The organism is Nocardioides sp. S5-5 (assembly GCF_054954065.1).
Genome location: NZ_CP199913.1, coordinates 2,546,892 through 2,565,756, shown reverse-complemented (window position 1 = coordinate 2,565,756; position 18,865 = coordinate 2,546,892). Strand labels below are relative to the sequence as shown.

The 18,865-nt window shown below is 73.0% G+C and carries 20 protein-coding genes; 13 read left to right on the top strand and 7 right to left on the bottom strand.

The window, feature by feature from the left end; all coding sequences use genetic code 11:
- Positions 1–378 carry a hypothetical protein gene (locus ACUP6Y_RS12105; protein ID WP_462550958.1) on the bottom strand — a complete coding sequence of 126 codons (378 nt, stop codon included), beginning with the start codon at positions 376–378 and terminating at the stop codon, positions 1–3.
- Between the two features lie 49 nt (positions 379–427).
- Between ACUP6Y_RS12105 and ACUP6Y_RS12100 the strand changes: the two genes are divergently transcribed.
- A complete protein-coding gene (locus ACUP6Y_RS12100) occupies positions 428–823 on the top strand; it encodes a DUF4190 domain-containing protein (RefSeq protein ID WP_462550957.1) in 396 nt (131 codons plus the stop codon).
- A gap of 8 nt (positions 824–831) precedes the next feature.
- Here ACUP6Y_RS12100 and ACUP6Y_RS12095 read toward each other — a convergent pair whose 3' ends face one another.
- A complete protein-coding gene (locus ACUP6Y_RS12095) occupies positions 832–1,791 on the bottom strand; it encodes an alpha/beta hydrolase (RefSeq protein ID WP_462550956.1) in 960 nt (319 codons plus the stop codon).
- Between the two features lie 45 nt (positions 1,792–1,836).
- Between ACUP6Y_RS12095 and ACUP6Y_RS12090 the strand changes: the two genes are divergently transcribed.
- From ACUP6Y_RS12090 to ACUP6Y_RS12075, 4 genes are read left to right on the top strand one after another with little or no spacing between them, the layout of a single operon-like run.
- Positions 1,837–2,553, top strand: a complete 717-nt coding sequence (locus tag ACUP6Y_RS12090) for a PP2C family protein-serine/threonine phosphatase (protein WP_462550955.1) — start codon at positions 1,837–1,839, stop codon at positions 2,551–2,553.
- A gap of 56 nt (positions 2,554–2,609) precedes the next feature.
- Complete coding sequence (locus ACUP6Y_RS12085; RefSeq protein WP_462550954.1) at positions 2,610–3,752, top strand: LLM class flavin-dependent oxidoreductase; 1,143 nt, start codon at positions 2,610–2,612, stop codon at positions 3,750–3,752.
- Positions 3,749–4,396 carry an FMN reductase gene (locus ACUP6Y_RS12080; protein ID WP_462550953.1) on the top strand — a complete coding sequence of 216 codons (648 nt, stop codon included), beginning with the start codon at positions 3,749–3,751 and terminating at the stop codon, positions 4,394–4,396. Before ACUP6Y_RS12085 ends, ACUP6Y_RS12080 begins: the two co-directional genes overlap by 4 nt.
- A 21-nt stretch (positions 4,397–4,417) precedes the next feature.
- Positions 4,418–5,569, top strand: a complete 1,152-nt coding sequence (locus tag ACUP6Y_RS12075; protein WP_462550952.1) for an acyl-CoA dehydrogenase family protein — start codon at positions 4,418–4,420, stop codon at positions 5,567–5,569.
- A gap of 41 nt (positions 5,570–5,610) precedes the next feature.
- Here ACUP6Y_RS12075 and ACUP6Y_RS12070 read toward each other — a convergent pair whose 3' ends face one another.
- Positions 5,611–6,138, bottom strand: coding sequence for a YbhB/YbcL family Raf kinase inhibitor-like protein (locus tag ACUP6Y_RS12070; protein ID WP_462550950.1), 528 nt, complete (start codon positions 6,136–6,138; stop codon positions 5,611–5,613).
- A gap of 70 nt (positions 6,139–6,208) precedes the next feature.
- Between ACUP6Y_RS12070 and cobA the strand changes: the two genes are divergently transcribed.
- The 4 genes from cobA to ACUP6Y_RS12050 all read left to right on the top strand — a co-directional run bounded on the left by cobA (position 6,209) and on the right by ACUP6Y_RS12050 (position 9,940).
- The gene (gene cobA, locus ACUP6Y_RS12065) at positions 6,209–7,441 is read left to right on the top strand and encodes a uroporphyrinogen-III C-methyltransferase (protein ID WP_462550949.1); all 1,233 of its coding nucleotides are present in this window, start codon (positions 6,209–6,211) and stop codon (positions 7,439–7,441) included.
- Between the two features lie 10 nt (positions 7,442–7,451).
- Entirely contained in the window at positions 7,452–8,267 is an 816-nt protein-coding gene (locus ACUP6Y_RS12060; protein ID WP_462550948.1) for a TrmH family RNA methyltransferase, read from the top strand.
- A 66-nt stretch (positions 8,268–8,333) separates the two neighbouring features.
- Positions 8,334–9,449, top strand: coding sequence for an NAD(P)H-dependent amine dehydrogenase family protein (locus tag ACUP6Y_RS12055; protein ID WP_462550946.1), 1,116 nt, complete (start codon positions 8,334–8,336; stop codon positions 9,447–9,449).
- A complete protein-coding gene (locus ACUP6Y_RS12050) occupies positions 9,449–9,940 on the top strand; it encodes a carboxymuconolactone decarboxylase family protein (protein ID WP_462550945.1) in 492 nt (163 codons plus the stop codon). Before ACUP6Y_RS12055 ends, ACUP6Y_RS12050 begins: the two co-directional genes overlap by 1 nt.
- Here the strand turns inward: ACUP6Y_RS12050 and ACUP6Y_RS12045 are convergent.
- From ACUP6Y_RS12045 to ACUP6Y_RS12035, 3 genes are read right to left on the bottom strand one after another with little or no spacing between them, the layout of a single operon-like run.
- The gene (locus tag ACUP6Y_RS12045) at positions 9,931–10,854 is read right to left on the bottom strand and encodes an alpha/beta hydrolase (protein WP_462550944.1); all 924 of its coding nucleotides are present in this window, start codon (positions 10,852–10,854) and stop codon (positions 9,931–9,933) included. The genes ACUP6Y_RS12050 and ACUP6Y_RS12045 overlap by 10 nt on opposite strands.
- A 26-nt stretch (positions 10,855–10,880) precedes the next feature.
- Positions 10,881–11,486, bottom strand: coding sequence for a peptide deformylase (def, locus tag ACUP6Y_RS12040; protein ID WP_462550943.1), 606 nt, complete (start codon positions 11,484–11,486; stop codon positions 10,881–10,883).
- 20 nt (positions 11,487–11,506) lie between these two features.
- Complete coding sequence (locus tag ACUP6Y_RS12035) at positions 11,507–12,976, bottom strand: hypothetical protein (protein WP_462550942.1); 1,470 nt, start codon at positions 12,974–12,976, stop codon at positions 11,507–11,509.
- Between the two features lie 168 nt (positions 12,977–13,144).
- Between ACUP6Y_RS12035 and ACUP6Y_RS12030 the strand changes: the two genes are divergently transcribed.
- From ACUP6Y_RS12030 to ACUP6Y_RS12020, 3 genes are all read left to right on the top strand, one after another.
- Entirely contained in the window at positions 13,145–14,608 is a 1,464-nt protein-coding gene (locus tag ACUP6Y_RS12030) for a hypothetical protein (protein WP_462550941.1), read from the top strand.
- A 71-nt stretch (positions 14,609–14,679) separates the two neighbouring features.
- Positions 14,680–16,047, top strand: coding sequence for an acyl-CoA dehydrogenase family protein (locus tag ACUP6Y_RS12025; protein ID WP_462550939.1), 1,368 nt, complete (start codon positions 14,680–14,682; stop codon positions 16,045–16,047).
- Positions 16,047–17,264 (top strand): acyl-CoA dehydrogenase family protein, encoded by a 1,218-nt coding sequence (locus tag ACUP6Y_RS12020; RefSeq protein ID WP_462550938.1) that lies wholly within the window; start codon positions 16,047–16,049, stop codon positions 17,262–17,264. The genes ACUP6Y_RS12025 and ACUP6Y_RS12020 overlap by 1 nt, the downstream gene beginning before the upstream one ends.
- 1 nt (position 17,265) lies before the next feature.
- On the opposite strand, the gene ACUP6Y_RS12015 is transcribed toward ACUP6Y_RS12020, so the two are convergent.
- Positions 17,266–18,270: a galactokinase gene (locus tag ACUP6Y_RS12015; protein WP_462550937.1), complete on the bottom strand. Its 1,005-nt coding sequence runs from the start codon at positions 18,268–18,270 to the stop codon at positions 17,266–17,268.
- A 36-nt stretch (positions 18,271–18,306) separates the two neighbouring features.
- Between ACUP6Y_RS12015 and ACUP6Y_RS12010 the strand changes: the two genes are divergently transcribed.
- Complete coding sequence (locus tag ACUP6Y_RS12010; protein WP_462550936.1) at positions 18,307–18,864, top strand: nucleosidase; 558 nt, start codon at positions 18,307–18,309, stop codon at positions 18,862–18,864.
- Position 18,865 lies beyond the last annotated feature (1 nt).

Here is an 18,865-nt window from a genome sequence, read left to right as displayed (position 1 = left end):
TCAGCCGGCCGGCGTCGTACGGCGTCCGCGGACCAGGGCGAGGACGCCGGAGCCCACCGCGCCCGCGGCGGCGCCGATGAGCAGCCCGCTCGCCAGCTTGGACACGTTGCGCCGGCCCAGCTCGATCACGCCGTTGGCGAGGTCGGCCCCGTCGACGGCGATGCCGACGGCGGTGAGGTTGCGGCGCAGCGGCCCGCGAGACACCAGCGTGACCGCGCCGAGGGCGATCTCCCGGGCGCCGAACATCCGTCCCATGTAGCCCAGCTGCGGGTTCGCGGCCGGGTCGAGGCCGAACACGCGCGCGGTCGAGGAGGGGGCGGCGAGGGCGCCGACGCCGATGGCGATGCGGCCCAGGGAGAGTCCGGTCACGGGATCCATGGGGGAGACCCTAGTGGTCGAGGAAGGGGCCGCGTGGGATCCTTCCGCCATGACGACTCCGCCTCCCGGGAACGACCCGTACCAGCCCTACGGTCAGCCCTACGGCCAGCCCGCCGGCCAGCCCTCGGCGCCGTACGGATACCCGGCGCCGGCGTCGACCAACGGCATGGCGATCGGGTCGCTGGTGGTCAGCATCATCTCGCTCACCGCCTGCCTCGGCGCGACCGGCATCGTGGGCGCGATCCTCGGCCACGTGGCCCGGGGCCAGATCCGGCGCACCAACGAGCAGGGCGGCGGGCTGGCGATGGCCGGCATCATCATCGGCTGGATCGGCTTCGGCCTCTTCCTGCTCGGCGTCGCCGCCATCATCGTCTTCGGGGTGTGGGCCGAGAGCAACCTCGACGACTGCTACACCCGCTCGGACGGCGTCTACCGCTGCAGCTGAGCGCGGCGTCAGGTCCGGACGTAGGCGCTCAGCCAGCGCTCGATCTCGGCGTAGGCCCGGGCCCGCGGCCCGCTGCGGGAGAGCACCACGTCGTGGACGGCGCCGGGCACGGCGGCGTACGTCACGTGGCGGCCGACGGCGACCGACCAGCGCCGGATCTGCTCGACGTCGAGCACGATGTCGGTGGAGAAGACCTCCTCGCCCATCGCGGTGGGGTGCCCCGTGCGGTCCGAGGAGAGCACCAGCACCGGTGCGGGGACGTCGAGCCCGGCCTGCAGCCGGGCGTGGCCCTGCCGGACCGCGCGCAGCCAGCCGAAGCGCACCGGGAACGACTCGACCGGCTTCCAGGTCAGGTCGAAGTCCCACTCGCCCTCGTGGTCGCGGTGCAGGCTGCGGGCGTAGTAGCCGCTGACGTCGCGCGACATCTCCCGCAGCGGCTGTCGGTGGCCGACCTCGGCGATGATCCGGTTGGCGACGGGGGAGCGCATCCAGGCCTTGCCCTGCAGGTCGAGCCACGGCGCGTTGAGCAGCAGCCCGGCCAGCTCGGGCGGGCGGCGCTCGTCGGCCCACAGCGCGACGACCAGGCCGCCGGTGGAGTGCCCGGAGAGGACGACGTGCCGGTGCCCGTCGCGCACGGTGATCCGCTGCCAGGCCGCGTCCAGCTCGGCGAAGTAGTCGCTCAGGTCGCCGACGTACGTCGGCGACTGGTGCGCGCGCAGCGAGCGGCCGTACTTGCGCAGGTCGAGGCCGTACATCGCGTGTCCGCGCTCGAGCCACCACTCGCCGTACTCGGTGTGGAAGAAGTAGTCGGAGAACCCGTGGACGTGCAGGGTGGCCAGCTCGGTCGGCTCCGCGGCGGGGCGGCTGACCAGGGTGGCGACGACCTCGCCCTCGAAGTCGTCCTCGAGCGAGATGGTCTCCGCCGTCCACGGCTCGCCCAGGATGTCGACGGTTCTCGTGTCGGTCACGGAGAAAGTCTAAGGAGGTGACCCCGTGCGCCCTACGCTGAGCCGATGGACGATGCTGCCGACTGGGCCCGGCTCCGCGAGCGACTGCTCGCCCGGGGCCGGATGCCGGCGCTCCCCGACGGCTGGCGGCACCAGTCCGCGATGCTGTCGGCCCAGGGCCACGCGTACGGCGGCGACTTCATCGTCGGCGACCTGCAGGAGTCCGGGGACCTGTTGCGCACGGTCCTGGTCGACGTGTGCGGGAGTGGGGAGACGGCGGTACCGGCCGCGCTGCAGTTCGCGGGAGCACTGGAGAGTCTGATCCGCGTGGTGCCGGGAGCGGAGCTGCTGGGCGATGCCAACGCCTACCTGCTGTGCCAGCCCTCCGAGGAGGCGATCGCGACGGCGGTGCAGCTCGACCTCGACCTGAGGACCGGCGCGTACCTGATCCGCAGCGCCGGTCACCCGCCCGCGCTGATCTGGGCGGCGGGGGAGCGGGCGTGGCGCATCGACAACGCGCGCGGGACGGCGCTCGGGGTGAGCGAGACGCCCGAGGTGCTGGAGAGCGCGGGGGTGCTGGCGCCGGGCGACGCGCTGCTGTTCTACACCGACGGGGTGGTCGAGTCCCGCTCGGCCGACATCGACGTGGGGATCGCCTGGCTGCAGGAGACCGCGCGGGTGTCCTACCTCACCGGGTGGGAGGGCGCGGCCCAGCGGATCATCGACCAGGTCCAGCGTGGTGACGACGACCGGGCGGTGCTGGTGCTGGCCCGGGGAATATAGTTGACATGTCACCTGTTTGGGCGGGTGACTGACTACCATCCAGCCAGGAGCGGACCATGCAGATCGGCATCTTCACCGTCGGCGACGTCACCACGGACCCGACGACAGGGCAGAGCCCGTCGGAGCACGAGCGGATCAAGGCCACCGTCGCGATCGCGAAGAAGGCCGAGGAGATCGGGCTCGACGTGTTCGCCACCGGCGAGCACCACAACCCGCCGTTCATCGCGTCCAACCCGACCGCGACGCTCGCCTACATCGGCGCGCAGACCGAGCGCATCATCCTGTCCACCGCCACGACGCTGATCACCACGACCGACCCGGTGCTCATCGCCGAGGACTACGCCAAGATCCAGCACCTCACCGACGGCCGCGTCGACCTGATGATGGGCCGCGGCAACACCGGCCCGGTGTACCCGTGGTTCGGCAAGGACATCCGCCAGGGCATCAACCTGGCCGTCGAGAACTACGCGCTGCTGCGTCGGCTGTGGCGCGAGGACGTCGTGGACTGGGAGGGCCGGTTCCGCACCCCGCTGCAGGGCTACACCTCGACCCCGCGACCGCTCGACGGCGTCGCGCCGTTCGTGTGGCACGGCTCGATCCGCAGCCCCGAGATCGCCGAGCAGGCGGCGTACTACGGCGACGGCTACTTCCACAACCACATCTTCTGGCCGGCCTCGCACGCCGCGCAGATGGTCGGCCTCTACCGCGAGCGGTTCGAGCACTACGGCCACGGCCGCGCGGACCAGGCGATCGTCGGCCTCGGCGGACAGATCTTCATGAACAAGGACAGCCAGGAGGCCGTCCGGCGATTCCGGCCCTACTTCGACAACGCCCCGGTCTACGGCCACGGCCCCTCGCTGGAGGAGTTCACCGAGCACACCCCGCTGACCGTCGGCTCACCCCAGCAGGTGCTGGAGCGGACCCTGTCCTTCCGGGAGTACGCCGGGCACTACCAGCGGCAGCTGTTCCTCGTCGACCACGCCGGACTGCCGCTGAAGACCGTGCTCGAGCAGCTCGACCTGCTCGGCGAGATCCTGCCCGAGATGCGCAAGGGCTTCGCCGAGGGCCGGCCCGCCGACATCCCTGACGCGCCCACCCACGCCTCGCTCGTCGCCGCGGCCGGTGGCGCGAAGGACCTCGCCGTCCATGCCGAGGACACCATGACCGGGACCAGCGACCGAGAGGAGGCTCGGGCATGAGCCGGACCATCGTCGTCGTCTCCGGGGGACTCTCCGTCCCGTCGTCCACGAGGCTGCTCGCCGGCAAGCTCGGCGACGCGGTCGAGCAGGCCGTGACCGCCCGCGGCCAGGAGGTCGCGGTCCGCCACGTCGAGCTCCGGCCGCTGGCCCATGCGCTGGCCGACCACCTGTTGACCGGGTTCGCGACCGGCGAGCTCGCCGAGGCGATCGAGGCGGTGCGCCACGCCGACGGCCTGGTCGTGGTGACTCCGGTGTTCTCGGCGTCGTACGCAGGGCTGTTCAAGACCTTCTTCGACGTTCTCGACAACGGCCTGCTCGACGGCAAGCCGGTCGTCATCGCCGCCACGGCGGGGACCGCGCGGCACAGCCTGGTCCTGGACCACGCGCTGCGTCCGCTGTTCGCCTACCTGCGGGCCGTCGTGGTGCCCACCGGCGTCTTCGCGGCCAGCGAGGACTTCGGCGCCACCGACGACGGCTCGCTCGACAAGCGGGTCGAGCGGGCGGCCGGCGAGCTGGCCGCGCTGCTCGGGCCCGGGGCGACGCCGGCGGCGGCTGCGCGGCGTCGTACGGTCGAGGACGAGTTCGCGGCGCCCACGCCCTTCGAGCAGCTGCTCCGCGAGGCGGGAGGCACCTCGGTGCGTTGACCCCGGTGGCAGCATGAGGCCATGCGCCGCACAGTGTTCAACGAGGACCATGAGGACTACCGCAGGACCATCCGGAGCTTTCTGGAGTCGGAGGTCGTCCCCCACTACCAGGAGTGGTACGACGCGGGCCAGGTCTCGCGCGATCTCTACACCAGGCTCGGCGAGCTGGGTGTGTTCGGGATCGAGGTGCCCGAGGAGTACGGCGGGGCGGGGATCCACTCGTTCAAGTTCTCCGCGATCCTCACCGAGGAGTGTGCTCGCGCGGGCGTCAACCTCGGCGGCTCCGGCGTCCACGTGGAGCTGTGCCTGCCGTACCTCCTCAAGCTCGGCACCCCCGAGCAGCTCGAGCGCTGGATGCCGGGCTACGTCGCCGGCACGCAGATGTGGGCGATCGCGATGACCGAGCCCGGCACCGGCTCCGACCTCGCCGGGATGCAGACCACGGCGAAGCGCGACGGCGACCACTACGTCCTCAACGGGGCGAAGACGTTCATCACCGGCGGCGTCCTCGCCGACCGCGTCATCGTCTGCGCCCGCACCTCGCCGCCGCTGGAGAGCAACCGACGCTTCGGCATCTCGCTGTTCTGCGTCGACACCACGTCGGAGGGCTGGGCGGTCGGCCGCAAGCTCGACAAGCTCGGCCTGCGCACCTCCGACACCGCCGAGCTGTCCTTCACCGACGTCATGGTCCCGGCCGCCGACTTGCTCGGCGAGGAGAACGAGGGCTTCTCCTACCTCGGCCAGAACCTGCCCCAGGAGCGTCTCGGCATCGCCTACGGCGCCTACGCCCAGGCCGCCGCCGCGATCCGCTTCACCCAGGCCTACGTCGAGGAGCGCAAGGTCTTCGGCACCACCGTGGCGTCCTTCCAGAACACCAAGTTCGAGCTGGCCGCCTGCCAGAGCGACGTGGACGCCGCCCAGGCCGTCTGCGACCGCGCGCTCGAGGCGCACGACCTCGGTGAGCTCACCGCTGTCGACGCCGCCTCCGCCAAGCTGTTCTGCACCGAGGTCGCCGGCCGGGTCATCGACCGCTGCCTGCAGCTGCACGGCGGGTACGGCTACATGAACGAGTACCCCATCGCCCGGCTCTACGCCGACACCCGGGTCACCCGGATCTACGGCGGGACGTCCGAGGTGATGAAGCTGATCATCGCCAAGTCGATGGGGTTGTAGAGCTCGGACGTCGAGGAGGTTGCGCGCGACCTCCGAGGCACTCAGTGCTGGTAGGTGCCCGTGACGATGGCCCGGCCGAGCGTCTTGAACGCCAGGTTGAACGACACCACCGCGGCCGAGGTGTCGGAGTCGACGCCGAGCGTCTCCTCGCCGACGGCATGGACCACGAAGCAGTAGCGGTGGACCTGGTCGCCCTGCGGCGGCGCGGCGCCCATGAATGCCTTCGGCCCGCCGTCGTTGCGGCACATGAATGCGCTGCCGGGCAGGGCGGCACCCTCCGCGCCCGCGCCGGCGTCGAGGGAGGTCACGTCGGCGGGCAGGTCGACGAGGACCCAGTGCCAAAAGCCGCTCGGGGTGGGGGCGTCGGGGTCGAAGCAGGTCACGACGTACGACCTGGTGCCCTCCGGCGCGCCCGACCAGGACAGCTGGGGCGAGGTGTTGCCGTGGGCGGCGACCTGATCGTCCTTCAGCGGCTGGCCGTCGGTGACGTCCTGGCTGGTGACGGTGAACGACGAGACGACGGGAAGCAGGGTGTAGGGGTCCGGGGCGACCGGGCGATCGAGACTCATGTCACCCGACGGTAGTCCGGTGGCTGGCCCGGGCCAACGGTCGGTCGCCGACAGCCGGGAGAATGGCCGCGTGAGCGACTTCCCGCCGTACCCCTCCGGTCTGCGCCTCGCCGGGCGCCGCGTCCTCGTCGTCGGTGGAGGGCACGTCGCCCAGCGCCGGGTGCCGCAGCTGATCGCCGTCGGCGCCGACGTCCACGTCGTGTCGCCGTCGGTGACCCCGGCGATCGAGGGCCTGGTCGGCTCGGGCGAGATCACCTGGCACGAGCGGGCCTTCGCGGACGCCGACCTCGACGGGGTGTGGTACGTGATCGCGGTCACCGACGACCGTGCCGTCAACGACCACGTGTCCGCGCTGTGCGAGGCGCAGCGGGTGTTCTGCGTGCGCTCCGACGACGCCACCCTCGGTACGGCGTGGACGCCCGCCGTGGGCCGCGAGGCCGGGATCACCGTCGCCGTCGTCGGCAACCGCGACCCGCGGCGCTCGGCGTCGGTGCGCGACGAGATCCTCGCCGGTCTGCGCGACGGCACCATCGCGGCGCCCCACCACCGCGCCGGTACACCGGAGCGCGCGCCGGGGGTGACCCTGGTCGGCGGCGGTCCGGGCGATCCGGAGCTGATCTCGATCGCCGGGCGCAAGGCGCTGATGGCGGCGGACGTGGTCGTGGCCGACCGGCTCGCCCCGCGTGAGCTCCTCGGCGACCTGCCCAGCGACGTCGAGCTGGTCGACGTCGCCAAGCTGCCGCGCGGCCGCTCGGCGCAGCAGGAGGAGATCAACCGGATCATCGTCGAGCGTGCGCAGGCAGGCAAGCGCGTCGTCCGGTTCAAGGGCGGCGACAACTTCGTCTTCGGCCGCGGCTTCGAGGAGATCATCGCCTGCCGGGCGGCCGGCGTACCCGTGACCGTGATCCCGGGTCTCACCTCACCCGTGTCGGTCCCGGGCATCGCCGGGATCCCGGTCACCCACCGCGGCGTCACCCACGAGTTCACCGTCGTCTCCGGCCACCTGCCGCCCGGCCACCCCGAGTCGCTGGTCAACTACGAGGCGCTCGCGCGGATGCGGGGCACCGTCGTGGTGATGATGGGCGTCGAGAACGCCCCCCACATCGCCCACGCGCTCGTCGCCGGTGGCCGCCCGGCCGCCACACCCGTCGCCGTCGTCTGCGACGGCACCATGCCGACCCAGCGCACCGTCCTGGCCACCCTGGGCACCCTCGCCGACCGGCTCGCCGAGGAGGCGGTGAAGCCGCCCGCGATCATCGTGGTCGGCGACGTCGTCGCGGTGGCCCACCCCGACGCCTTCTGAGGGCTGCCCGATGGCCGAGCTCGTCGACGTCACCGACCCCGCCGACCCGCGGCTGGGCGACTACCGCGACCTGCGCGACGTCGAGCTCCGCAAGCACCTCGAGGCCGAGCACGGGCTGTTCCTCGCCGAGGGGGAGAAGGTCGTCCGGCGCGCCGTCGAGGCCGGCTACACCCCTCGCTCCTTCCTGATGGCGCCGCGCTGGCTCGACGGTCTCGCCGACGTCCTCGACCGCACGGACGCGCCCTGCTACGTCCTCACCGAGGCCCTCGCCGAGCAGGTCACCGGGTTCCACGTCCACCGTGGCGCCCTCGCGTCCCTCGAGCGCCGCCCGCTGCCCACGCTCGACGAGGTGCTGGCCGGCGCGCGCTCGGTCCTGGTCCTCGAGGACATCGTCGACCACACCAATGTCGGCGCCATCCTGCGCAGCGGAGCGGCCCTCGGCTTCGACGCCGTCCTCCTCGCGCCCCGCTGCGCCGACCCGCTCTACCGTCGCGCGATCAAGGTCGCCATGGGCGCCGTGTTCGCGCTGCCCTGGACCCGCCTCCCGGACTGGTACGACGCCCTGCCGGGCCTCAGCGAGCGCGGCTTCACCACCGTGGCGCTCACACTGGCGTCGGACGCCGTGCCGATCGAGGAGGCGGTGACCGGCCGGGACAAGGTCGCGCTGGTGCTCGGCTCCGAGGGCCACGGGCTGTCCGGGCGCTGGGAGCAGGCGGCCGACCGGCGGGCGATCATCCCGATGGCGCGCACCATCGAGCACGGCGTCGACTCGCTCAACGTGGCCGCCGCGACGGCCGTGGCCTGCTACGTCACCGCTCGTCGGTGAGGTTTCTCAAAAACTGACACGCTGTCGCACTACCGCTCGGCCCCCGGGCGGCCTAGGGTCCCGTCCATGGCGGATGAGAACACGTTCTACCGAGCACTTCCGGTCGTGGTGTGGGGGACCGGCAACATGGGTCGCGCGTCGATCCGGGCGGTCGCGGCGCATCCGGGGCTGAGCCTGTCGGCGGTGATCGTCAGCGACCCGGCCAAGGTGGGCCGCGACGCCGGCGACCTCGCCGACCTGGGGCGCCCCCTCGGGGTCGCCGCGACCACTGACGTCGACGCGGCGCTGGCGACGCTCGACGACGGCGGCGCGGTGACCTACACGGCGTCCGGCGAGCTGCGGCCCGACGAGGCGGTCGTCGACATCGCCCGGGCGCTGAGCAACGGCGCGGTGGTCGTGACGCCGTCGGTCTACGCGCTCTACGACCACCGCAGTGCGCCCGCCGAGCTGACCGACCCCCTCGCCAAGGCGTGCGCCGACGGCGGCAGCGCGCTGTTCGTCAGCGGCATCGACCCGGGCTGGGGCAACGACCTGCTGCCCGCGCTGGTCAGCGGCCTGGCCTCGGAGATCGAACAGGTCCGCTGCCAGGAGATCTTCGACTACTCGACCTACGACGCTGAGGACTCGGTCCGCTCCATCGTCGGCATGGGCCAGCCGATGGACTACGAGCCGCCGATGGTGGCCGAGGGCATCCCGTCGATGGTGTGGGGTGGCCAGATCCGGCTGATCGCGCGAGCGCTGGGCGTCGAGGTCGACGAGCTGCGCGAGACGGTGGAGCGCCGGGCGCTGGACGCGTCGGTGACCACTGCGCTCGGCGACTTCGAGGCCGGCACCCAGGGCGGCCTGCGGTTCGAGGTGCAGGGCATCGTCGGCGGCGAGCCGAGGATCGTGGTCGAACATGTCACCCGGATCAGTGCCGCCTGCGCGACCGACTGGCCGCTGCCGCCCGACGGTGGCGACGGCGCGCACCGGGTGGTCATCGAGGGCCGGCCGCGGATCGAGATCAACGTCGAGGCGACCGACGAGGGCGGCAACCGCGCCGCGGGCGGCAACGCCACGGCCGCCAACCGGCTGGTCAACGCGATCCCGTGGCTGCGCACCGCCGCTCCGGGCCTGTACGACGGTCTCGACGTGCCGCTGGCGCCGTCGACCTACCTGCGCACGATCGGCGAGGAGGCCTGATGTTCCTCGAGATCCCCGACGGCAAGGACCCGATCGACTACGTCTGGGGCGAGCTGGTCCCCGGCATCGGCCCGGCCGCCGCGACGCTCGCGATGAGCGTCTACGAGCACAGCACGCTCGGCCTGCGCGAGTTCGAGGCGGCGCGGCTGCGGATCGCGCAGCTCAACGGCTGCCTGTTCTGCCAGGACTGGCGCACCGAGCGCGACGGGCAGCAGGTCGAGGAGAGCTTCGCCCGGGCGGTTCAGGACTGGCGCACCACCCGGGACTTCGACGACCGGACCCGTCTCGCCGCGGAGTACGCCGAGCGCTACGCCCTCGACCACCACGGCATCGACGACGGCTTCTGGCAGCGGATGCGCACCCACTACACCGACCGCGAGATCGTCGAGCTGTCGATGTGCCTGGGCTCCTGGCTCTCCTTCGGCCGGCTGAACCGGGTGCTCGGCCTGGACGCCGCCTGCGTCCTGCCGAGCCACGCCGCTCAGGCCTGAGCGTCCCGGAGCAGCTGCGCGAACCGCGTGATGGTGTCGTCGACCGCGTCCTGGCAGGCCGGGGACCACGGCCCCATGTCGAAGAACCCGTGGATCAGGCCGGGGTAGGTCGTCTGCCGCACCGGCACGCCGGCCGCGGCCAGCGCGTCGGCGTACGCGATGCCCTCGTCGCGCAGCGGGTCGAACTCCGCCGTGACGACCACGGCCGGCGGCAGCCCGGCGAGCTCGCCGCGCAGCGGGGACAGCCGGGGGTCGAGGAGGTCGGTGTCGGCGTCGGCGTAGCAGCCGAGGAACCAGGCCATGGTGGGCTCGTCGAGGAAGTAGCCGTGGGCGTTCTCGGTGCGCGAGGCGAACTCGCCGAGGATGTCGGTGGCCGGATAGACGAGCAGCTGCGCGGCCAGGCCCGGCACGTGCTGGGTGACGACTGCTGACAGGTTGCCGCCGGCGGAGTCGCCGGCGACGGCGAGCACTGCGTTGCCGCCGTACGACGCCAGCCGGGACTGCACGTCGCGCACCGCGGCGATCGCGTCCTCGGCGGCCGCGGGGAACCGGGCCTCCGGGCCGAGCCGGTAGTCGACCGCGACGACGACCGCGCCGGCGCCGGCGCAGATCGCGTGGGCCATCGGGGCGTGGGTGTCGAGGTCGCCGATCACCCAGCCGCCGCCGTGCAGCAGCACCACCGTCGGGAACGGACCCGAGCCCTCCGGGCGGTAGACGCGCGCGGCCAGCGGGCCGTCGGCGCCGGCGACCTTGTCGTCCTCGACCGAGGCGACCGGGACCAGGCTCCCGGGCGGGCGGGTGTCGACGGTCATCGCCCGGAACACCGCGCGGGCGTCGACGGGGGAGAGCTCGGACAGGGGCGTGCCGGCCGCGATCGCCTCGAGGAGGCCGGCCAGGGAGGGATCGACGGGCATGGCCAGACGCTATCCGAGGGCGGGGCTCAGGTGGGCCACTCCGGCGGGTAGTCCTCGGCGGCCGCGTCGTGCTGCTTGCGCAGCCTCTTCATCGCCTTGGCCGAGATCCGGTCGCCGAACACGGTGCCGAGGGTGTGGTCGGTCTCGTGCTGCAGGCACTTCGCGAGCAGGCCGTCGCCCTCGAAGCGCACCGGCGCCCCGTCGAGCCCGGTGCCCTCGACCACGGCGTAGTCGGGCCGGGCGCAGTCGACGAAGGCGCCGGGGTACGACAGGCAGCCCTCGGCGCTGTCGTCCAGCCGCCGGGAGACCCCCTCGGGCTCGACCAGGACCGGGTTGCAGACCACGCCGGCCACGCGCTGCCCCTCGGCGTCGGGGCAGTCGAAGACGAACATCGCGACGTCCTCGCCGATCTGGCACGCGGCCAGGCCGACCCCGTCGGCGGCGTACATGCTCGCGACCATGTCGGCGGCCAGCGCGCGCAGCGCCTCGTCGTAGGCCTCGACCTTGGCCTGGGGGCGGTGCATCACCGGCGTTCCCCAGCGGGTCATCGGGCGCACCCGGCCGTTGCGCGGCAGCGGTCCGTACGGCGCCAGCACCGCCTCCGGTGCGGTGTCGTCGAGGTCGTCGGGCATGGGCTCATGCTAGGCCGTGTCTAGGGCGAGCGACGCTCGGGACTCCGCTCGGGGAGGGCGGCCACGGCGCTCGCCGGGGCGGCGGCCTGCGGCACCCGGTGGTGCGCCGACGGCGGCACCGTGCCCTTGGGCTCGTCGGTCGGCACGTGGGTCACCGGAATGGGAACCCGCACCGGCTGCGGGACCGGCTGGGGCTTGGGCCTGGGCCGGGGCAGCACCTTGATCAGGGTGTTCGACGTGACGCTCGGGAGGTTGCCGCCGGCCCCGGCCACCGCGACCCGGACTGTCCATCGGCCGGTCGTCCTCGCGGGGACCGCGAGGACGAACCGGCCGCCCCGGCGGGTCTTCGCCCGGTCCACGGCACGCCAGTGCTTGCCCACCTTGCGCTGCAGGGTCACCCGGACGCCCGCGTCGCCCGGCACGATCCGGCCCTTGACCCGGATCCGCTGGCCCTGGCGGACCCGGGTGGCCGGCGCACGGGCGTGTACCTGGCGGGCCACGGTGACCAGCAGGGTCGCCGAGGTGCCGGCCTCGAAGGTGTCGTCGCCCGTCGTGCGCACCTGGTACTCGGTCTGCCGGGCCGGCTGGATGTGGAAGTGGGCGTAGGAGCCGCTCTGGAAGCCGGCACTGGCCACGGGGGAGAAGTCCGGTGCGCCCCAGGGCCGGGCCCACAGGGTCGCCGTGCCCGGGACGTAGCCCGGCGACCACACGCCGTCGCCGGGCGTGTTCGCGTCCGCCAGCAGGAAGTGGTCCTGGCCGTTGACCAGGTCGAGTCGGGTGATGCCGCGCTCGAGCGCGGTGCTGTGGTGGGTGGGCGCGGCCGAGATGAACGCCTGCGTCGGCACGCCCTCGAAGTCGTAGGTGGTCGTGCCGGCGGGGGTGCGCAGGCGCAGGTCGTCGAAGTAGAAGTCGCGACCGCGGCAGCCGAAGTCGAAGTTGAGCCAGGCGCCACCGGAGCCGGGACCCCAGTCGTCGGCGAGCTCGGCGAGGGTCAGGTCCTCGTCCGACAAGGTGGCGTCGTCCGACCAGTACCAGTCCGTCGGGATGTCGGCGACGTCGTCGCCGGCGTGCCAGCCGGTCAGGCTCGACACGTCGTAGCGGCCCTCCAGCCAGTACGAGTCGAACCCGTCGCCGAGCACGTCGAACTGGATGACGATGTGGCCGTCGACCCCGGCGCCCGGGAGCGGGCTCGGGTGGTACGTCGCGAGCGCGGCGTCCAGCAGGTCGCTCGGGTTCGGCACCCACGCGGCGACGCCGCCCATCGTGCCGGTCCTCCCGGAGAAGGCCAGCCCGATGGCGTGGTCGCCGAGCACGCTGCCCTTCCGGTACGCCGCATACGGCGACGCCGGTCCGGTGCCCGAGCAGGCGCCGGCGACGTAGCGCAGTCCGGGCGGGAAGGCGTAGCCGTCGACGACCACCGTCTGGCTCGCCGCGACCGCGGGCGGTGGAGCCAGGCCGACCACGGTCATCAGGGCCGCCGCGGTCGCCACGAGGATCCTTCGCATTGTCGCCCCCAGCTGTCCGCCACCGGTGTCCGCCACCGGTGATCGTCCGTGCCCTCGAACGTACGGTCGCGTGCCGGGTCCTGCCGTCCCCCGAACTCGGTATAGATCGCGCGAGCACGGGCGACCGGCGGCCGCCGGTGTCATGGTGCTGCGGTGGAGACCCACCACGAGCTGGCGGCTCTGGTGGCCCGGCTGGGACCGGTGGTGCTCGAGGACCCGCAGGACTTCCGTGCCGCCTTCGACGACTACGCCCCGGACGGCCCGACGACCGACGGCCAGGTCAACCTGCTCACCGACGCCATCCGGCTCGGCACGCTCGCCCGGGCACTCACCCAGCTGGCCGACGGCGCGCAGCCCGCGCACACCCTCGACGCCCAGGCGTTCCGGCTGGCCCGCCTGCGGGGCGGTGCGGACGTCGTCAACGCCCGCTGGGCGCTGGCGGCGCTGCTGTTCGCGCTCGGCAAGGTCCCGGAGCACGAGGTGGTCGGCCCGCAGGCCCGGACCGTGCTTCCCGCCGACCGCACGGTCCGCAGCGGCACGCTACAACCGGTGCCTCCGCTGCCGCTGCCGCTGCTGCCGGTGCCGGCTCCCGCGGGCCGGGTCGGTCGGTCGCGCTCCGGACTCGAGGTCGCGGGATTCCTCTGCCTGGCGGTCGTGGTCGTCGCCGCCCTCACGGTCGGCGCGATCGTCGTCTCACGCGGCGACGGTGCCGGGTCGCCCGGTGCCGGCCGGCCCGGTACTCCGCAGAGCCAGGAGCCGCGCATCGTCCCGGACGGCACCGTCGTGGCCACCGGAGCCGCGGACGGCGCCGGCGTCACGACCGCGACCATGGCCGGTCGCACCGGCGGGGTGCGGGTGAGCGGCCTGGGCGCTCCCGACCAGGCCGACGGCGAGACCGGGATGCTGGTCGCCGCGCCCGGCAGCCGACTGCGCGCGTTCACGCTCGCCGACGGTCCCTGTCAGGAGGAGCCCTGCCCGCCCTGGTCCGCGGTGGGGCTGCAGGTCGTGGTCGGCGGCGGCACCCCGGTCCCGGTGCCGGCCGGCGGGCCGACGTACGTCGTGGCGGTGCCGGACGGTGCCACGGCCGAGCTGCGGCTCGATGCCGACGGCTACGACCAGCGGGTCTCGCTGACCGACGGCACCGCGACCGGCCGCAACATCGAGGTCCTCGCCCGACCGCGGCTGAGGACGAGCATCGACGCCGACCTCGTGCTGCGCCCGACCGCGAACGCTCCGTTGGGCGCCGACGCGGTCCGCTCGGTCCACGTCGGCGCCGCGCGGCTGTTCTTCTTCAACGGACCACGCGGCCTGCGAGACCCCGGTCGCGCATACCTGACGGTCGAGGTCACCTACACGACACCGGACGACCCGGCGCCCCGGGGCTTCGAGCTCACCGAGCTGCACCTGGAGGCGGTCGACGGGAGCGAGTACCCGCGGCGCGACCTCACCCCGGACACCCCGGCGCCCGACGTGGCGTTCGTCGTACCGGCGTCGTTCCGGGGCGGCACGCTGGTGATCGCCGGCACCCGGCGGGTCACCACGCGCACCAGCACCGGCGGCACGGGCAGCGTGCTGCTCACGCTCCCGCGGACCACGATCCCGGTCGGGTTCGACTGACGCCCAGATCACACCCGGTGATTTCCGGCTATCTGTAGCGCAATGTGTAACTCACAGTTACATTTAGCGTCATGTCCTTGATCAGCAACCTCAAGCCGGGTGGCAAGCACGGGGTCCCGAGCAGCGAGAGCCGTGACCCGATCGGCTACCTCGTCGCCGGTCTCAACCGGCTCGCCCAGACCGACCTCCTCGACAAGGTCCGCCTCCGCAAGCCGGCCGAGCAGGCGGTGTTCTCCGTCACCCGCACCGGGTTCAAGACGATGACCAACGCCAGCCGGACCTTCGCCAAGGCCGGCAAGAAGGGCCAGCCCGGGGCCCGGCCGACGAACGCGGCCGCCAGCGGCGTCTTCGACCTCACTCCCGGTGAGGACGAGCAGATGCTGGTCGACGTCGTGACCGAGTTCGCCGAGGTCGTCCGGGCCGCCGCGTTCGAGGCCGACAAGGCCTGCGCCGCGCCCGACGACGTGCTCAAGGCGAGCCTCGAGATCGGGCTGCCGATCCTGGGCCTGCCCGAGGCGCTCGGCGGCGTCTCCGAGGAGCGCTCGGCGATGGCCGGCACGCTGGTCGCCGAGGCTCTCGCCAAGGGCGACATGGGTCTGGCCGTCGCGACCCTCGCGCCCGGCTCGGTCGCCACCGCGATCGGCCTGTGGGGCACCGACGCCCAGCAGCAGACCTACCTCCCGGCGTTCAGCGCCGAGGACGGCACCGTGCCCGCCGCCGCGCTCGCGCTCACCGAGCCCACCGTGCTCTTCGACGTGCTCAGCCCGGCGACCACCGCCCGGAAGACCGCCGACGGCTACGTCCTCAACGGCACCAAGAGCCTGGTCGCCCGCGGTGACGGCGCCGAGCTCTTCGTGGTCGGCGCCAGCCTCGAGGGCACGCCGGTGCTGTTCCTCGTCGAGTCCTCGACCGAGGGCCTCGCCGTCGAGGGCGACCCGGCGATGGGCGTGCGGGCCGCGTCGATGACCAAGCTGGTCCTCGAGGACGTGAGGGTCCCGGCCGACGCCGTGCTCGGGGAGACCGACGGGTCGACGTACACCGAGTGCGTGCGGCTCTCCCGTCTGGCCTGGTGCGCGCTCGCGGTCGGCACCGGCCAGGCCGTGCTCGACTACGTGACGCCGTACGTCAAGGAGCGCGAGGCGTTCGGCGAGCCGATCGCCAACCGCCAGTCGGTGGCGTTCATGGTCGCCAACATCGCGATCGAGCTGCAGGGCATGCGCCTGCTGACCTACCGCGCCGCGTCGCGCGCCGCGGCAGGCAAGGACTTCTCCCGCGAGGTCGCCCTGGCCCGCAAGGCATGCACCGACAAGGGCATGCAGATCGGCCTCGACGGCGTCCAGCTGCTCGGTGGCCACGGGTTCGTCAAGGAGCACCCAGTCGAGCGGTGGTACCGCGACCTGCGTGCCGTCGGCATCATGGAAGGGACGGTGCTGGTCTGATGGCCATCAACCTGGAGGTTCCGAAGAAGCATCGGGCGCTGGTCGACCAGGCCCACCAGGTCGCGATGAACATGCTGCGACCGATCTCGCGCAAGTACGACATCGCCGAGCACGAGTACCCCAAGGAGCTCGACATGCTCGCGGCGATGATCGACGGGCTCTCCGAGTCCGGTGCGAGCGAGGGTGCCGGCGCGACCGGCGTACGTCGCGACGCCGACGACTCGGACAAGAAGACCGTCAAGAACGGAGCCAACCTGGCCTCGGTGACCTCGGTCGCCGAGATGTGCTGGGGTGACACCGGCCTCCTGCTGTCGATGCCCCGCCAAGGCCTCGGCAACTCCGCGATCGCCTCGGTCGCCAACGACGAGCAGCTCGAGCGGTTCAAGGGCCGCTGGGCCTCGATGGCGATCACCGAGCCGTCGTTCGGCTCCGACTCCGCCGCCATCTCGACCACCGCCGTCCTCGATGGCGACGAGTACGTCATCAACGGCGAGAAGATCTTCGTCACCTCCGGCGAGCGCTCCGACTGCATCGTCGTGTGGGCGACCCTCGACAAGTCCCTGGGCCGGGCGGCGATCAAGTCGTTCGTGGTCGAGAAGGGCACGCCCGGTGTCAAGGTCGAGCGGCTCGAGGAGAAGCTCGGCATCCGGGCCTCCGACACGGCGGTGATCACCTTCACCGACGCGCGGGTGCCGAAGGAGAACCTCCTCGGCTCGCCGGAGGTCAACGTCGAGCAGGGCTTCGCCGGCGCGATGGCGACCTTCGACAACACCCGGCCGCTGGTCGCCGCGATGGCCGTGGGCTGCGCCCGCGCCTCGCTCGACCTGACCCGCGACCTGCTCAAGGAGGCGGGCATCGAGGTCGACTACGACCGCCCGGCTCTCCTGCAGAGCGCGGCCGCCGCGAAGTTCCTGCAGCTCGAGGCCGATTGGGAGGCGGGCCGCCTGCTCACCCTCCAGGCCGCGTGGATGGCCGACAACCGCAAGCCCAACTCGCTCGAGGCGTCGATGGCCAAGGCCAAGGCCGGCCGGGTCGGCTCGGACGTGACGCTCTCGTGCGTCGAGCTGTGCGCGTCGGTCGGCTACAGCGAGGAGGAGCTGCTCGAGAAGTGGGCGCGCGACTCCAAGATCCTCGACATCTTCGAGGGCACCCAGCAGATCCAGCAGCTGATCGTGGCGCGCCGGGTGCTCGGTCTGTCGAGCGCCGAGCTCAAATGAGCTAGCTGCGGAGCCGGGCCCCCGCGGCCGGTCGCACCTCGTGATGCACCGGCCGTGGCCACCCGGCGTCGGCGAAGGCCGCGTCGATGTCGTCTCGTACGGCGCCGGCGCGGTCTTCGTGCGTCAGGGTGATCGCGCAGCCGCCGAAGCCGCCGCCGGTCATCCGCGAGCCCAACGCCGCGGCGCCGAGGGCGGTGTCGACGACCAGGTCGAGCTGGGGGACCGAGACCTCGTAGTCGTCGCGCAGCGAGGCGTGCGATGCGGTCATCAGGGTGCCGAGGCCGGCCCAGTCGCGGTCGCCGATGGCCCGCACGGCCGCGCGCACCCGGTCGTTCTCGGTGGCGACGTGGCGCAACCGCCGCGGGTCCCCGGCCGCGCACTCGCGGCGGCGCTGGGCGTACCCGCCGTCGCCGGCCCGCAGCGCGTGGCGCACCCGGGTGTCGGTGACCAGCAGCGCCAGTCCGTCGCTCGCCAGGGGGAGAGGCACGGGGGTGGTGACGGGTGCGGTGGCGTCGGCGAAGTCGATGAGCAGCGCGTGGTCCGCCGACCCGAGCATGCTGGCGAGCTGGTCCATCCCGCCGGTCGGTGCGCCGACCTGGTCGGTCTCGGCGCGGCGGCAGGCCGCGGCGACCTCGCGTCGTCGGGCGTCGTCGAGGGGGAGCCGCAGCAGCCCGGCGACCGCGGTCGCCACCGCGCACTCGAGGGCGGCCGAGCTGGACAGCCCGCCGCCGAGCGGCACGGTCGAGGTGAGGGTGACGTCGAGGCCGGGAACCTGCCAGCCGGCGCGGCGGAGCTCGGCGACCACGCCGACGACGTACTCCTGCCAGTGGGGGTCGTCCGGGTCGGCCTCGGCGCTGGTGACCCGGAGCAGGTCGTCGGCGCGGGCGGTGACCGTCGCGGTGGTGGCGAGCTGGATCGCGAACGGCAGGCAGAGCCCGCCGTTGTAGTCGGTGTGCTCGCCGATCAGGTTGACCCGGCCGGGGGCGCGCGCGACGACAGTGACCACGGCGCCATCCTGCCGGGTCGGGCTAGGGTGACCGCCGTGCCCCGCCCCCTCATCGTCGCCGCCACCCGCGCCGAGGTCGCGTACGTCCCCGTCGGCCTCGAGGTGCTGGTGACCGGCATCGGCAAGACCGCCGCCGCCACCGCCCTGGCCCGGCACCTGGCGATCCGCAGCGACCTCGCCGACCTCGAGATCGTCAACCTCGGCACCGCCGGGGGCCTGCACGACGGGCTCGGCGCCGAGCACGGGCTACACGAGGTCGGCACCGTCCTCAACCACGACATCAACGCCGACGCGATCCGGGCGCTCGGCTACGACCCGCGCGAGCGCCTCGTCGTCGGGCCGGGGGAGACCGTGCTGGCGACCGGCGACGTCTTCGTCACCGACCCCGCCGTCCGGAGCCGGCTGGCCGAGCAGGCCCAGCTGGTCGACATGGAGGGCTACGCGGTCGCGTACGTCGCCCAGGAGCTCGGCGTGCCGGTCCGGCTGGTCAAGCATGTCTCCGACAACGCCGACGAGGGCGCCCGCGAGTGGGCCGCGCTCGTCGACCGCAGCGCCCGAGTCCTGGGGGAGTGGGCCGCGACCCACCTCGGCTGAG